The 14628-nt window shown below is 49.1% G+C and carries 16 protein-coding genes; 13 read left to right on the plus strand and 3 right to left on the minus strand.

The window, feature by feature from the left end:
* The first annotated feature begins 65 nt into the window (after nucleotides 1–65).
* The 11 genes from GA520_RS01415 (at nucleotide 66) to GA520_RS01465 (ending at nucleotide 9027) form a co-directional block, all read left to right on the plus strand.
* Nucleotides 66–1439: a sigma 54-interacting transcriptional regulator gene (locus tag GA520_RS01415; protein WP_240910109.1), complete on the plus strand. Its 1374-nt coding sequence runs from the start codon at nucleotides 66–68 to the stop codon at nucleotides 1437–1439.
* Between the two features lie 239 nt (nucleotides 1440–1678).
* On the plus strand, nucleotides 1679–2095 hold the full coding sequence (locus GA520_RS01420) for a NifB/NifX family molybdenum-iron cluster-binding protein (protein WP_163337244.1): 417 nt from the start codon (nucleotides 1679–1681) through the stop codon (nucleotides 2093–2095).
* 192 nt (nucleotides 2096–2287) lie between these two features.
* Nucleotides 2288–2665, plus strand: a complete 378-nt coding sequence (locus GA520_RS01425) for a hypothetical protein (RefSeq protein ID WP_163337245.1) — start codon at nucleotides 2288–2290, stop codon at nucleotides 2663–2665.
* Between the two features lie 26 nt (nucleotides 2666–2691).
* On the plus strand, nucleotides 2692–3531 hold the full coding sequence (locus tag GA520_RS01430) for an ATP-binding protein (protein WP_163337246.1): 840 nt from the start codon (nucleotides 2692–2694) through the stop codon (nucleotides 3529–3531).
* Nucleotides 3532–3540: 9 nt separating this feature from the next.
* Complete coding sequence (locus GA520_RS01435) at nucleotides 3541–4446, plus strand: 4Fe-4S binding protein (RefSeq protein WP_163337247.1); 906 nt, start codon at nucleotides 3541–3543, stop codon at nucleotides 4444–4446.
* A 190-nt stretch (nucleotides 4447–4636) separates the two neighbouring features.
* Nucleotides 4637–5017: a NifB/NifX family molybdenum-iron cluster-binding protein gene (locus GA520_RS01440; protein ID WP_163337248.1), complete on the plus strand. Its 381-nt coding sequence runs from the start codon at nucleotides 4637–4639 to the stop codon at nucleotides 5015–5017.
* 191 nt (nucleotides 5018–5208) lie between these two features.
* Nucleotides 5209–5568 carry a NifB/NifX family molybdenum-iron cluster-binding protein gene (locus tag GA520_RS01445; protein ID WP_163337249.1) on the plus strand — a complete coding sequence of 120 codons (360 nt, stop codon included), beginning with the start codon at nucleotides 5209–5211 and terminating at the stop codon, nucleotides 5566–5568.
* Between the two features lie 43 nt (nucleotides 5569–5611).
* Nucleotides 5612–6061: an iron-sulfur cluster assembly scaffold protein gene (locus GA520_RS01450; RefSeq protein ID WP_240910100.1), complete on the plus strand. Its 450-nt coding sequence runs from the start codon at nucleotides 5612–5614 to the stop codon at nucleotides 6059–6061.
* Between the two features lie 212 nt (nucleotides 6062–6273).
* Nucleotides 6274–6786: an iron-sulfur cluster assembly scaffold protein gene (locus tag GA520_RS01455; protein ID WP_163337250.1), complete on the plus strand. Its 513-nt coding sequence runs from the start codon at nucleotides 6274–6276 to the stop codon at nucleotides 6784–6786.
* 151 nt (nucleotides 6787–6937) lie between these two features.
* On the plus strand, nucleotides 6938–8347 hold the full coding sequence (locus GA520_RS01460; RefSeq protein ID WP_163337251.1) for a pyridoxal-dependent decarboxylase: 1410 nt from the start codon (nucleotides 6938–6940) through the stop codon (nucleotides 8345–8347).
* Between the two features lie 134 nt (nucleotides 8348–8481).
* A complete protein-coding gene (locus tag GA520_RS01465) occupies nucleotides 8482–9027 on the plus strand; it encodes a DUF2058 domain-containing protein (protein ID WP_163337252.1) in 546 nt (181 codons plus the stop codon).
* A 63-nt stretch (nucleotides 9028–9090) separates the two neighbouring features.
* On the opposite strand, the gene GA520_RS01470 is transcribed toward GA520_RS01465, so the two are convergent.
* Nucleotides 9091–9492: a hypothetical protein gene (locus GA520_RS01470; protein ID WP_163337253.1), complete on the minus strand. Its 402-nt coding sequence runs from the start codon at nucleotides 9490–9492 to the stop codon at nucleotides 9091–9093.
* Between the two features lie 281 nt (nucleotides 9493–9773).
* On the minus strand, nucleotides 9774–10373 hold the full coding sequence (locus tag GA520_RS01475; RefSeq protein ID WP_163337254.1) for a hypothetical protein: 600 nt from the start codon (nucleotides 10371–10373) through the stop codon (nucleotides 9774–9776).
* A 290-nt stretch (nucleotides 10374–10663) separates the two neighbouring features.
* Between GA520_RS01475 and GA520_RS01480 the strand changes: the two genes are divergently transcribed.
* Complete coding sequence (locus tag GA520_RS01480) at nucleotides 10664–12010, plus strand: DEAD/DEAH box helicase (RefSeq protein WP_240910101.1); 1347 nt, start codon at nucleotides 10664–10666, stop codon at nucleotides 12008–12010.
* 226 nt (nucleotides 12011–12236) lie between these two features.
* The gene (gene typA / locus GA520_RS01485) at nucleotides 12237–14036 is read left to right on the plus strand and encodes a translational GTPase TypA (protein ID WP_163337256.1); all 1800 of its coding nucleotides are present in this window, start codon (nucleotides 12237–12239) and stop codon (nucleotides 14034–14036) included.
* Nucleotides 14037–14195: 159 nt separating this feature from the next.
* Here the strand turns inward: typA and GA520_RS01490 are convergent, their stop codons facing one another.
* Nucleotides 14196–14624 (minus strand): NUDIX hydrolase, encoded by a 429-nt coding sequence (locus tag GA520_RS01490; protein ID WP_163337257.1) that lies wholly within the window; start codon nucleotides 14622–14624, stop codon nucleotides 14196–14198.
* Nucleotides 14625–14628 lie beyond the last annotated feature (4 nt).

Genomic DNA, 14628 nt, shown 5'->3' on the forward strand with positions numbered 1-14628 from the left:
CCGAGGGGGCTGCACTGAGTGTGAAGAAAAAAAGTTCGGGAAAAGATAACGCAGCCGGTGGCACTATTGCCGATTTTGCCCAGGAAATAATCCTGGACAGTATCTCGGATGGTGTTTTCACCGTCGATCATAACTGGCGTATCATGTCATTTAACCGGGCAGCGGAAGAGATAACCGGAATAGGCAGGGATGAGGCCGTAGGCCGCTACTGTTGGGAGGTCTTTCGCTCCAACATGTGTGAGGCGAGCTGTGCCCTGAAAAAAACGATGCAGGAAGGACGGTCGCTTATCTCATCGTCCACCTATATAATTACCGGCAGCCAGGAGCGCGTGCCGATATCGGTTTCAACAGCATTGCTCAAAGATGAGCATGGAGAGGTGCTCGGTGGGGTTGAGACATTTCGCGATCAGCGTCTTGTAGAGGAGTTGCGGAGGGAACTGGCCGGTCAGTACCAGGTACGTGATATTGTGAGTCGCAGTAAGGTGATGAACAATATGCTCAAAATCCTGCCCCAGGTGGCGGAGAGTGACAGCACGGTGCTCCTTGATGGTGAAACCGGCACCGGCAAGGAGTTGTTCGCTCGAACCATACACTCTCTTTCAAACAGGGCTGACAAGAGTTTTACCGGTATTAACTGTGGAGCGTTGCCGGACAATCTGCTTGAGTCGGAGCTGTTCGGCTATGTGGCCGGTGCCTTCACCGGTGCGGATAAGGACAAGCCAGGTCTGTTTGAGGCTGCCGCCGGTGGGACGATTTTGCTCGATGAGATAGGGGATACAAGCCCAGCCTTCCAGGTGCGGTTGCTCCGCGTCCTGGAGGAATGTGAGTTTCAACCCCTTGGCTCGGTAGAGAAAAGAATGACTGATGTTCGCATTATCGCTGCAACCCACAGGAACCTTGAAGAGATGGTGGAGTCGGGCCAGTTTCGCCGGGATCTCTTTTACCGGATCAATATCGTCCGGTTAGTTTTGCCTCCCCTGCGCGAACGGATGGAAGATATTGTGCTGCTCACCAACCGTTTTGTGGAGAAGATGAATATTAAGTCCGGCAAGAATATTGAGGGTGTGGTACCGGAGGCGATGGCGTTGTTACTCTCCCATGATTATCCGGGGAACATCAGGGAGCTGGAGAATATTATCGAGCATGCTTTTGTCTTATGCGGGGAATCCAGTATCAGGCCAGAGCACCTGCCACCTTCACTTTTGAAAGGTCCGCAAAATGCCAGCTCATTGAACTCCATCTCGGCTGCAGGAGGCGAGACACTTGGCGGGGTTGTTCGTTCCATAGAGGAAACGGCAATCCTGGAGGCCTTGATGCGAAACAGAAACAACCGACAGGCTGCAGCTGTCGATCTTGGCATGCATAAATCAACTCTTTATAGAAAGCTGAAAAAACTTGGCATTATCCTGCCGGAACAGGACGGCAGGTCAGTTCGCTGATCAATTGTTCCTGGTTCATTAAATCAATCGCAGTGTCGCAAGAATGCGACTGTGTGCGACTGTTGTTTCTCATTTGGTCGCGATATCGCGACACTGTCTTCCAGTCTACATTTCTCTGTTTTTGGGTCATTGATCTCGTAATCTTCTGATATTTCAAGTGTAAATCTGCCAGTCCTTTCCTGCTCACTTAGTGGCACAACAATTGCTTTTCCTCTTCTGGTAAACGTGGAGGAAAAGTGATGAAAGTTGGAGTAACTGTCTGGGGCGATCGCATATCACCTGTTTTTGATGCGGCAAGGATGCTTCTTGTTGTTGAAATTAGAGGGTGCGAATCCGTATCACGCGAATTATTGCCCTGTTCACCCACGAGAATCCGCGATTTTGTTAACCTGTTGCAGGAAAAGGGTATTGGTGAACTTATTTGTGGTGCCATTTCCAAAGGACCCGCCAGTGTAGTGGAAGACAGTGGTATCCGCCTGATTCCATTTATTGCGGGAATGGTGGATCCGGTCCTGCAAGTGTATGCACAGGGATACACCATAGAATCCTATCGGATGCCTGGTTGCTGCGGTAATAATCGTTGTGGCCGGATCGATTGGTATAGAGGCGGCAGGGGACTTGTTGACCTGCGAGAGGGAAAACGGGCTGAAGAATAGAGGTCGTTTTAGGATGAGAACTGATAGCCCGTCGGAGAAAACCCTTTAGCCCCAACTCGGCGTTATTATCAGGAAATTGAGGCTCGCAATTTCAGTTCTATGGTTCCGTTCAATTTCCTGGCAATGCCTTGGTGTGAGTGAAAATGGTAATTTTACGACACACTCCTGGATAAATAAAAAGATGGAGTTCTAATGAGTGACAGACAGGATTTGCAGATTGTACTGGCAGGTGGAGGCGCGAGGTTCCAGGAGTTTGAAGCGGCCTTGAAGAAAAAAAATGCCGTCCTGCATCGGGATGAATCCGGTGAGGCGGTTTTACAACGTGTATCCACAGATTCGATCCAGATTGTGGCTGTTGACCAACAACTGGCTGATATGGGCGGACTGGATCTGGTGGTTCGTATTGCGCAACAATACCCTTTTGTTAATACGGCCCTCGTAAGTACTTCATCCGAAAATGATTTTCACGAAAAGACAGAGGGTCTTGGGGTACTTATGCAGTTACCCAGTCCGCCGGATGGAGAGTCGGCGGAAAAGCTTATTGCCCATTATCATGTAATCTGGGGTTGATTTGTTCCCGGTTTAAGGAGAAGAAAATGATAGTCAGTGTTGCCAGCGGTAAGGGAGGCACCGGTAAAACCACGGTGGCCACCAATATGGCATACAGTCTTGATGAGAAAGTCCAGCTGCTCGACTGTGATGTGGAAGAACCGAATGCACATTTATTCCTGAATCCGGAAATTGAGTTCACTGAACCGGCCTATGCAATGGTGCCCGAGGTGGATAGTGAAAAGTGTTCATACTGCAACAAATGCGCAGAGATCTGCCGATACAGTGCGATTACATTGGTGGGTGAAACCGTACTTACCTTTCCGGAATTGTGTCATGGGTGTGGTGGTTGTGTTGAGGTTTGTCCCGAACAGGCCATTGCTGAAGGTCGACGTGAACTTGGCCAGGTGGAACTTGGCAAGTGTGGAACGGTGGATTTCGGACACGGCCGGTTACGTGTTGGTGAGGCGATGTCCCCGCCTTTGATAAAAGCGGTACGAAACCATGCGCATGAACAAGGAGCTGTCATTATCGATGCTCCACCGGGGACGTCGTGTCCGGTTATTGCGGCCATGAACAACGCCGACTTTGTACTTCTTGTCACCGAGCCGACACCTTTTGGCCTGCATGATCTGCAACTTGCTGTTGAGGCGGTCAAGTTGCTGAAAATTCCTTGCGGGCTGGTAATTAATCGGTCCGATCTTGGCACGGATAAAGTGCATAAGTATGCACAGAAAGAGGGCATACCGATTCTGCTTGAGATCCAGTTTGACAGGAAAATCGCAGAAGCCTACTCCAGGGGAAATATGTTGGCTGATATCAACCCTGACTGGCGTAAGAGTTTTGCAGGGTTGTACCGAAAAATTGAAATGCTGGCCGAGTGCTGAGGAGAAACCATGAGAGAAATTGTTGTAGTCAGTGGTAAGGGTGGCACCGGGAAAACCAGTATTACTGCAGCTTTTACCAAGCTTTCGAAAAAAAGTGTGATCTGTGATGCGGATGTTGATGCCGCAGATTTGCATTTGCTTTTACAACCGCAGGTTCAGCAGACCACTGAATTTATGGGGGGAGGCATTGCCGTTATCAATACGGATCGTTGTGTTGAATGTGGCAGGTGTCGTGAATTATGCAGATTTGGGGCAATATCAGAAGACTATGTGGTGGATGATATCAGCTGCGAAGGGTGTGGGGTCTGTGTCGATCTTTGTCCTGAACAGGCAATAGATTTTCCAACAAAAAAATGCGGGGAATGGTTTCGCTCCACAACAAAAAACGGGCCAATGGTTCATGCCCGGTTGGGTATAGCCGAGGAAAACTCTGGAAAACTGGTCAGTCTGGTTCGGAAGCAGGCCAAAGACCTGGCAGAAGATGAGGGGCTTAACCTGATCCTGACCGATGGGCCTCCAGGTATTGGCTGTCCGGTGATTGCGGCAATTGGTGGTGCAACTGTGCTGGTTATGGTGGTTGAACCGACACTCTCCGGAATCCATGATATGGAACGACTGGTTGAGTTGGCAGTTCATTTCCGGGTGCCGGGGATGGTGCTGGTAAATAAATTTGACCTCAACCTGGAGATGACTGCGCAGATTGAACGAAATGCCAAAGAGCGAAATCTTCAGTTATTGGGACGTATTTCCTTTGATCCGGTCTTTGTTCAGGCGATGGTTGAGGGCAAAAGCGTTATTGAATATGACTCCGGGGCAGACGTCTCGAGGCAGATTGCTACGGTGTGGCAGAAGATAGTGGAGAGCAGTTTTCTCAATCCCCTGGGGATCAAAGACTTTTCAAAAGTGATCATCTAGGAGCGAGTCGGAGAAAGCCCTTTTGACCCATCTCTTCGTTATTTGCCGAAAATTTGTGCTCGCAATATCAATTGTATGGCTGTGCTAAATTTTCTGCAATTGCCTCGATCAGAGTCAAAATGGCAATTCCCCGATACGCTCCTAACCGGGCTTGTTACGCTCATATAATAAAATCAAAAGAGGTTTAGAAATGACAACTGAACGAATTGCAATTCCATCTGAAGGTGAAGGTGGACTCGAAGGAAAGCGTGCAGGACACTTTGGTCACTGTGATGTGTTTACGTTGGTTGACGTTGAAAACGGTCAGATATTAGAAGTGTCCACTATTGTAAATGCTCCCCACGCACAGGGTGGCTGTATGGTGCCGGTGCAACTGCTGGCCAGCCATAATGTCAACAAGCTCGTTGTCGGTGGTATCGGTATGCGTCCGCTCATGGGCTTTAAACAGGTTGGTATCGATGTGTATCACGATGCGGTACAGCCTGAGATCGGTCCGGTGGTTGAAGATATGCTCGCTGGCAAAACGCCGATGATTTCAGATGATCAGGTTTGCGGTGGTGGCGGGAATTAACCCGAAATTCTCATTATATCAAAGGCCTGCTCAGCCAGTGCCGCTTTCGGCAGTGTTTGGCCGTAGATACAATATGCTTCTGATGTGCCTTCAGAATATCGAATACGGCACTGTCTGAGTTGATGGAATAATCATGGAATATAGAACGCTCCGGCTCTGAATTTTCTAGTCGGGACGCTGGGAGAATAGATATGAAGGTTGCAGTAACTGCCTCAGGGCAGGACATCAACGGTCCGGTTGATCCACGTTTTGGCAGGGCGCCGTACATTATGATCGTTGATACCGAAACAATGAAGTATGAGGCGTTGGATAACCAGAAAAATATCCAGGCATTCAAAGGTGCCGGAATCCAGGCGGCAACAGCCGTCAGCAGGAAAGGAGCGGAAGTCCTGATGACGGGTTATTGCGGACCTAATGCTTTCAAAACTTTGGAGGCGGGAGGCGTCAAGGTGGTTCAGGATGTAACCGGGACCGTCAGAGAGGCGGTCGAGTCACTGATGGCAGGGGATCTGGCCTATAGTGAAGCACCAAATAAGGACGGTCACTGGTAATCACACCGCAGCGGAAAATTGATAAGAATGGAGTGAGAGTACAATGGCAATGTCGGAAAAGGAATTTAACGATTACGTCGACAACCTGCAGGAAAAAATATTTACCGAAGCAAAAAATGCTTATGGCCCGAAAGGCTTCGATCGCTGGAGAAACCCAAAGTTTCATGGGCGACTTGAAAATCCCGACGGGACTGCGCGAGTGACCGGAGGATGCGGTGACACGATTGAGATGACACTCAGAATTAAGGATGGGCACATCGTGGACGGTGCTTTCGTCACCACTGGCTGTGCTTCAAGTGGATTATGCGGTTCTTTTGCAGTGGAACTGGCAATAGGGAAGAAAGTTGAATCGGTATTTGAACTTGAAGGGCAGGATGTGCTTGAGGCCCTTGGCACCTTCCCTGAAGATGATGCCCATTGCGCTTTTTTGGCAATTGAGACACTTCATGAAGCTGTAAATGAGTACATGGTGCAATCAGTTGCTAAACAATAGGGATCGTAAATACCTGTTATAAGGCAATCTGTTCGTCAGGGGCTGTGGTTTTTTTAAAAAAACACAGTCTTTTTTTTATAATAAATAATATTTATCTTTAACTAAAGATATTTAAGGATGCTCCGGGGGAAGTTGATTTTTTTTCTGTTTCCCTTGGATTCTGCCCTCAAGTTGCGATATAATTTTTTTTACATTTAACTTGAGGGGGCTAAATGGATGACATAGGGATTCTGATCGACAGGATCAGAAAACAGGTAATTAATGATGCGGACCAGAAGTTCGCCGACGAAGCATTTCAGCATTTACGATGTTCTCAGTATAATGAGAGAATGGTGGATGCTGATGCCGCGTCATGTATAGCCGATGAGTGTGGTTATGTAATGGAAATATATCTTAAATTCCACCATGGGGTGGTGGAGAGAGCAACCTATATGACCGATGGTGAAACTGATGTGCGGTTATGCGGCTCTTGTGTGGCGAACATGGCAATAGGAAAAAGCAGCAGTGAGTTGTTGAAAATAACCGTCTCCGATATCATAAACCGTTTAGGCAAAAACGGGCTGGAGGTTGAAAAATGTGCGATTCACGCGTTGGCGGCTCTGCACAAGGCAGCCGCTGTCCATAGTGGTAGTGGCGATAGAACGATTGTTGCCAGAAAATCAATGAAATCTTCGTTATTTATTTCTGCCGGTGGGCATTCTCCACATCTTCAATACGATAATTAATTCTGTGTTTCCAGGCCTTGGGGTGATGGTGGGTATTGATCTGGGCCTGAGATATCCTCAGCTATATCCGCGACAAATTTTTCTTGTAAAAAGGGTGAATTCTGCATTAAGTGTCCTGAAATCAAATTGAATTCACCATTGATGGGGATATATGAAGGATAAAGAGGTAATTGAGAGGCTTTTTTCAGTTCTCGGGAAATACTATGACGACCGTGGCGAAGGTCCTTTTGTTGAGTACCGGTCACCCTCCGAGCTATACGATCTGTTGAGGTTGGACAGAGACGATTGCCGGGGAGACTGGGAGAGTGTTTTTACCTGGATAGAGCAATATCTCAGATATGGGGTGAAAACGTCCCAGCCATCATTTGTCAATCGCATGTGGGCCGGAGCCAATCTACCGTCCATGTTGGGAGAGATGGTGGTGGCGATGTCCAACACCTCGGCCTGCACCTACGAGTCAGCGCCGGTATCCACAGTGCTGGAAAATTTCATGATCCGGCAGATGCTGCAACTGGTTGGGTTTGACGATGGTGAAGGGCAGATGACCACCGGTTCGTCAAATGCCAACATGATAGCCATGATGTGTGCCCGGAACAGGGCTGCTGCAGGCACAAAGTTGTCCGGTCTTTTTGGTCAGTCGCCGCTTTATGGGTTTGTCAATGAGGAGGCACACTACTCCATGGACAAAGCGGCCAACATCCTCGGTATCGGGACCGACAGGCTGATCAAGGTCGCGGTTAATGATAGAGGCGAGATGGAGAACGAGGCATTGGAATCGGCAATAGCCCGGGTGCATTCGGAGGGTGGGGTTCCGTTCTTTGTGGCAGCAACTGCGGGAACTACTGTTCGCGGGGCATATGATGCTATTGTGCCGTTGCTGGTCCTGCGAGAGAAGTACGGATTCTGGCTGCATGTTGACGGTGCCTGGGGCGGTGGTGTGATTATGAGTGAGCGGTTACGAGAAAAGTATGTGCCGGGCCTGAAGCAGGCCGATTCCTTTACCTGTGATTTTCATAAAATGCTTGGCTCCTCGCTTATGTGCAACTTTCTACTCGTTAACAAAAGTAATCGGGTGTTTGTGGATGTTCTTGCCGGAGGGGATGGTAGCTATCTTTTTCGGGATACGGCTGAAAACGATGTTCGTGATCTAGGCTCCGTATCTCTTCAGTGCGGGAGACGTGTCGATAGCCTGAAATGGTTTTTGGACTGGAAATATTACGGGCAGGAAGGCCTTGCAGAACGGTTGGAGTCGTACCTTGATTTATGCCGGTATGCAGAGCAGTGTGTCGCAAAGATACCTGAGCTGGAACTGGTGAGTCCCAGGGTGTCTTTTAATATCTGCTTTCGTTACACGGGAGATTTCGGGGATGCCAATACCTTCAATGAGGAGTTGCGTACCAGGTTGTATCACAAGGGGAAAAGTCTGGTCGGGATCGCCTATATAAAAGACATACTGGCCTTGAGGTTGTTACTTACCAATACCTCGGTCGGGCGTAGAGATATTGACCGATTTTTCTCGGACCTGGTAGAAGAAGGCAGGCAGCTGGAAGCAGTCAGCTGAAGGTGTTTTTTTTCCTCAATCGGGATAAGAAGTGGTTGTTAAGGATGTGAGTGTTCCGTTACAATATGTGTAAATGCATCTCACTAATTGTGGTACTTGAAAAGAAGAATCAGTAGGAATCCGGGAGAGAGACAATGGGCGGTTCGTTTCAGGATCAGCTGTTAAAGCTGGGATTGGTCGATAAAAAACAGGTGGATAAGACGAAAAAGTCCAAACACCAGAATCGGAAGAAGAGTGGGAAGAAGAAGCAACCCCCGGTCGACGAGAATAAAATCCTGGCGGAACAGGCCCTGGCAAAGAAAAAGGAGCGTGCCCGCCAACTCAACCTGGAACGCGAGCAGAAGCTCAGAAAGCGGGAACAGGATGGTACAATCCGGCAGATAATTGAGACGACCAGATTACCCAAAAACGATAAAGGCATCGCTTACCGTTTTGTCGATAATAAGAAGATCTTTCGGCTGTTTGTTGATCAGGAGTATATAGACCAGCTTGAAGCGGGCCGGGTGGGTATTGTTCGTCTCAACAATCAATATGAGATCTGCCCTGCAGAGGTCATTCGGAAGCTTCAGCAGATAGATGCGGCAGTTGTCGTGCAGCTTGCCGAGTCGAAACCGAAAACCGAAGGTGATGAAGACGACCCGTACGCTGACTACGAAGTCCCTGATGATCTCATGTGGTAGAAAAGTGCCGAGCCTGGATTTTTCTGGTACTCAAATCGATACAGCACTCATGAGAAATTCGGGTCAGGCTGGTTCCGCATGCATATAATCCAGCGCAGGTTTACGATGTTTTTTTGAGGCAGCTTCCAGTTTCTGGAGAATGCCGACGGTTTCAAGACCGTCCCTGGAGAAAATAAAACCTGAGCTGAGCACCATGTCTCCATGATTCCAGTCTATTTTTACAACCGGAGCTCCGCTTCCCCAGCGTCGTGAATGCCACTTGCCAATGCGGATGTGGAAGATCTCGTCATAGCAGATCTCGATCGGTTTTTCTTTTTTATACCGCTGAAACATCAAGGCATGATCTTCGAACCAGAAATCCCCGATACCGCATTGGAGGAATTGAGATTCCTTATATCGGCTCCACCATTTGCGGCTGATCTCTGTGCCCAGATAATGGCAGCATTTTTTATGTGCATCACTCATGTCACACCTGTTGAAGTTGTACAGCTTGTTTCCAGCTGTTCTGAAAATTGCGAATAACCTGGAGTAGCAATTACCGTGCCGGGTGTGGGCAGTACAATAATTCAGGATGTTAGCAGGCAACGGTAGCGCACTGATGTGCAATGAGTTCCCTTTCAGGTTGCAAAAATTTCCCATTGCATAGTGATCAGGGGTTTGTCTGTGGCAGGCTGGTTGTCCCCAAAAAAAAAACGCCATCATCCCGGAAAAGAAATGATGGCGCTTCTGGATAGTTTGAGCAGGGATCAGTCGGTAGTGATTTTAGGCTCCAGGTAGAGCTTGAGACGCCCCTTTTTGGCACGTATATCTACGATCTTAGTGCTGATAGTCAGGGTCTTGGCACCGGTACGGGCAATAATCGGGTCGATATCCTGCATGTTAACCGGGAATTCCTTGGCGTTCAGCAGGGAGACAAGGGCATGACCAATATCGCCACCACTGACATCTTTACTCGATTTAACCTCTTCAATAACCGGCTTGATAAAAAGGGTTTGTTGTTTCGGATCAAACCGCATTTCCGAGTTGGCCTTGAAGTCGATTTCGACTGAACCGACCTTGAGGCGAATTTCGTGACCGGCCACCTCGGTCAGGAACTGCAGCTGGTTTCCTGCCAGGTGCAGCCTGCACGCAAGGTGGTCATCCGTGAGCTTTATTTCGCTGATGTCAAGGATGGTGATGGATCCCTGTAATGTTTTTGAGGTGGCATCAACCTTGAGCGGCAGGGTCGCGGCGATTGCCTCGGAGATTACAGACTGGGGAAGGCTCATGGTGATCGGATCACCTGCCTGCAAGTTTGTGGTAAAAAATGTACCAAGAGTCAGAAGTAAGAAGAGTAGCCGTTTCATTGTGATTATCCTTTTGCTGAACCTGAAAAAATTACGGGATAGTAATACCGATTGGCGCAGTAAAGCGCAAGCCATAAAAGCTCTCCGGGCCGAACTTCAGGCCTGTTGAAAGGTGATCGGTAATGTGGAGTAATGTTGCTTTTTATCACGGATTATCAGTATATTGTGTCTAGAAGCTGTTTCTTGAATATCTCCGATTTCCAGACGTTTGGATGAGTAGCGCCGAGAGGTACCGGGAGTATTGATTATTGCAGTATTGCCAGATGGAAAACACTCAGGGAGCCCGACTAATGAAAATGACAGTTGCTGCAGATTGCCTGTTGGAAGGAATAGAACTCGATCTGGAGCAGGAGTTGAAAAAGATGCTGACCATAGATAATCCACAGTACCTGTCTGCAAAGAAATACGGACGGTGGATTGGTAAGAAGCTGAAGCCTACCCTGAAATATTATGAGCCGGTTGTAGGTGGTCTGCGGTTTCCTCGGGGGTTTTCCAACCAGGCGGTGCTACTATGTCGTGAGTTTACAGACAGTGATCCGGAAATAATAGATAAACGGCGTAAACTTGCTGAACTCGATATACCATTCAAGGGAGAGTTGCGGCCTTATCAGAGGGTTGCTCTCGATCTGACGGTGAAGCGCTCTTTTGGGGTGCTGGAGGCGGGCACCGGCAGTGGCAAAACGGTGATGGCGCTAGCCGCAATCGCTGCCCGAAGACAGCCGACGCTGGTTGTAGTGCATACCAAGGAGCTCCTCTATCAATGGCGGGAGCGTGCAGCTGAATTTCTCGATTGTGAAACAGGATTGATCGGGGACGGTCACTTTGAGGTCAAGCCCTTCACGGTCGGTATCGTAAATACCGTTCGTAAAAGGGTGGAGGAACTTGTGCCGCATTTTGGACACCTGGTGGTTGATGAATGTCACCGGGTTCCTGCTACCTTATTTACCGATGTGGTTTCCAGATTTGATTGCTATTACCTGCTTGGTTTGTCGGCCACCGCGTTCAGGAAAGATGACGGTTTTACCCGGCTGATCTACTATTTTATGGGAGACAGGATACACAAGGTGGACCAGGGAGAACTGCAGGCGACAGGTGCCGTCCTGAAGCCGGAGCTCATTCGTAGGGAAACGTCATTTAGCTATGGGTATCGTGGTGATTACCAGGCCTTGATAAAGGCGCTGACCAGGCATGAAGGACGGAACATGCAGATCGTGTCCGATATTGCTGCTGTCGCAGCAGACGGGACGGCGGGAACCTCTCTGGTGGTATCGGACCGCGTTGGACATTGCGAAATATTTTTGAAACTCCTGACTGATCGAGGGATTAAGGTTGAATTGCTGACAGGGCAGATCCCGCCAGAGAAGAGGGCAGAGATTGTCGCTGCCGTACAGCGGGGTGACCTGCAGGTCCTTGTGGCAACCCTGCAACTTATTTCTGAAGGGTTTGACTGTCATGGACTTTCCACTCTTTTCCTGACAACGCCAATCACCTTTGAAGGCAGACTGCTTCAGGTTATCGGGCGCATCATGCGACCCGCAGAAGGTAAACGACCAAAGGTATATGATTATGTGGATGACTCAATCAATACACTGAAGAGATCTGCCAATATCCGCCAGAGGGTCTTGAGCGATATGTAAAAAAGACGGAATGTCAGTATGATCCGGGCGGGACGATGATCTTTTATAGCGGAATAGTTTGCTCAATCTTTGTGTCTGTGGTATTATATGAAGTTTTTCACTTAAAGTGATGTCCCTGTCGGTGAATATCTGCCAGTTTTCGGACAGAAACCAATAAATTACTGTCGGTCGTGACCTGTTGCGTCCGTCCGGCTATCAGATCGTTTCCGGTCTGTCGAGGAAGAGAATGGAACAGAGTAAAATTCGTAATGTCGCAATTATTGCCCACGTCGATCACGGTAAAACAACCCTGGTCGATCAGCTTTTCAAGTCCTCCGGTATGTACCGTGAGAATCAGCAGGTTTCCGAGAGGCTGATGGACTCGATGGATCTTGAGAGGGAGCGTGGCATTACCATCACCTCGAAAAACGGTTCCTACACCTATGGCGATCACTGGATAAATATTATCGACACACCCGGTCATGCCGATTTTGGTGGCCAGGTGGAACGTGTCTTGCGTATGGCTGACGGTGCCCTGTTGCTGGTCGATGCCCAGGAAGGGCCGATGCCGCAGACCTATTTTGTGCTCAAGAAGGCATTGGAAAACAACCTGCCGGTCATCGTGGTAATAAACAAGATCGACAAACCGGCTGCACGGTGCGACTGGGTGGTGGATCAGGTGTTTGATCTATTTGTTAAGCTAAATGCTCCGGATGATGTTCTCGATTTTCCTGTTGTTTTCGCCTCTGCCAAGCAGGGTATAAGTCTTATGAATGCAGATGATCCTATCACCGATGAGTCGAATATGGATCATATCTCGCAAATGATCATCGATCATACCCCGGCACCTGTCGGTGACCCGGCCGCACCGTTGCAGATGCAAGTTGGTACTATCGATTACTCACCATATCTCGGTCGTCTTGGCATCGGTAAGGTGGTAAATGGTGCGATGGCGATTAACCAGCCCATTGCTGTCGCCAGACGGGACGGTTCGGTGAAGCCTATCCGTATCTCCAAAATTTTCCGCTTTGAGCGCGATGAGAAGGTCGCCGTGGATGTGGCAAATGTAGGCGAGATCGTGGCCATTGCCGGTATGGAGGATGTAACTGTCGGCGTGACCTTTACCGATGCGGATGATCCCAAGCCGCTGCCGCTCATTACCATTGACCCGCCCACTATCTCCATGAATTTCATTCCGAACGACTCCCCGTTTTCCGGCAAGGAGGGCAAGTTTGTAACCTCGCGTCATATTGAGGAACGACTGAAGCGCGAGATCCTGGCGGATGTGGCCCTGCAATACGAACCACTCACCGATGCTGTCGGTTTTAAGGTTTCCGGAAGGGGAGAGCTGCATCTCTCTATCCTTATTGAGAAAATGCGCCGAGAGCAGTACGAGTTCCAGGTCACCCGTCCCCAGGTTATCATGAAAGAGGTGGATGGTAAGTTGCAGGAACCGTATGAAGAGCTTACTGTAGATGTAGATGAACAGTATCAGGGGCCGGTTATTGAGAAACTGGGCAAACTGAAAGGTACCTTGGAAGAGATGGGTACCGAAAACGGCATGGTGCGGATGGTTTTCAAGATTCCGACCCGTGGGCTTCTCGGTTACCGCTCCGAGTTTATGACCGATACCAAGGGACTTGGCATGATGAGTTATGTGTTTGCTGAGTATGGTCCACATGCAGGAGATATTGTCAACAGGGTGAACGGTGTGCTGGTGGTAAAGGAGCCGTGTACCTCTGTGGCTTACGCCCTTTTCAACCTGCAGGATCGAGGTAAGCTGTTCATCGGAGCCGGGGAGCCGCTGTATATGGGGCAGATAGTCGGCGAGAATGCCCGTGCTGTTGATATGGTTGTCAATCCTGCAAAAGGGAAGAAACTAACAAATATGCGTGCCTCCGGTTCGGATGAGGCGGTGGTCCTGACCCCACCCACAGTTATGTCGCTGGAAGAGTGTATCGCCTACATCAATGATGATGAATTGGTAGAGGTGACACCAAAGTCGATACGTTTGAGGAAAAAGACCGGTGTGCGGGTGAAAATCTAAGGGATGAATAAAATATGACGGATATTCTTTTTGTGTTGATATCCGGATTGGTGGGGATCGGGACCTTCTTCCTGATCTCCCGAAAATTCGGCAGTGATTGTATTCCCTGACTGATGCTGTATGGGTCCGTGGGTTCGGGCCTTGTAACGTTTTACCTTCTTAAGACTCTTGCTTAGCCTGGTAATAATCTGCCAGGATGCGATCATGGTCGAAGGCAAGCTTGGGGAGTGTTTCCTCGGTGAAGAGCTGTGCCCGGGCGGCATCGTCTCCCCCGACCGGCTCACCCTCAGCCTGGCCGATGAAAACTGTTGAGGCCGTGTGTTGTCTTTCGTCTCGATCAGGATCCGAATAGGTGTGGAACTGTCGCAGGTTGCGCACCTTCATCCCCGTTTCTTCTTCTGCTTCGCGTACCGCTGCAGTTTCATATGATTCGCCGTAATCGACAAACCCTCCTGGCAAAGCCCAGCCATACGGCGGGTTGCTTCTTTCTATCAGCACTATTTTGTCGTTCACTTCGATGATGATGTCGACCGTAGGTGTCGGGTTTCTGTAAACCTGGACCGTCTTATTGCAATGGGGGCATTTCATTGTA

It is taken from the genome of Desulfopila sp. IMCC35008, assembly GCF_010646885.2.
In the GTDB taxonomy this organism is placed as follows: Bacteria; Desulfobacterota; Desulfobulbia; order Desulfobulbales; family Desulfocapsaceae; genus Desulfopila.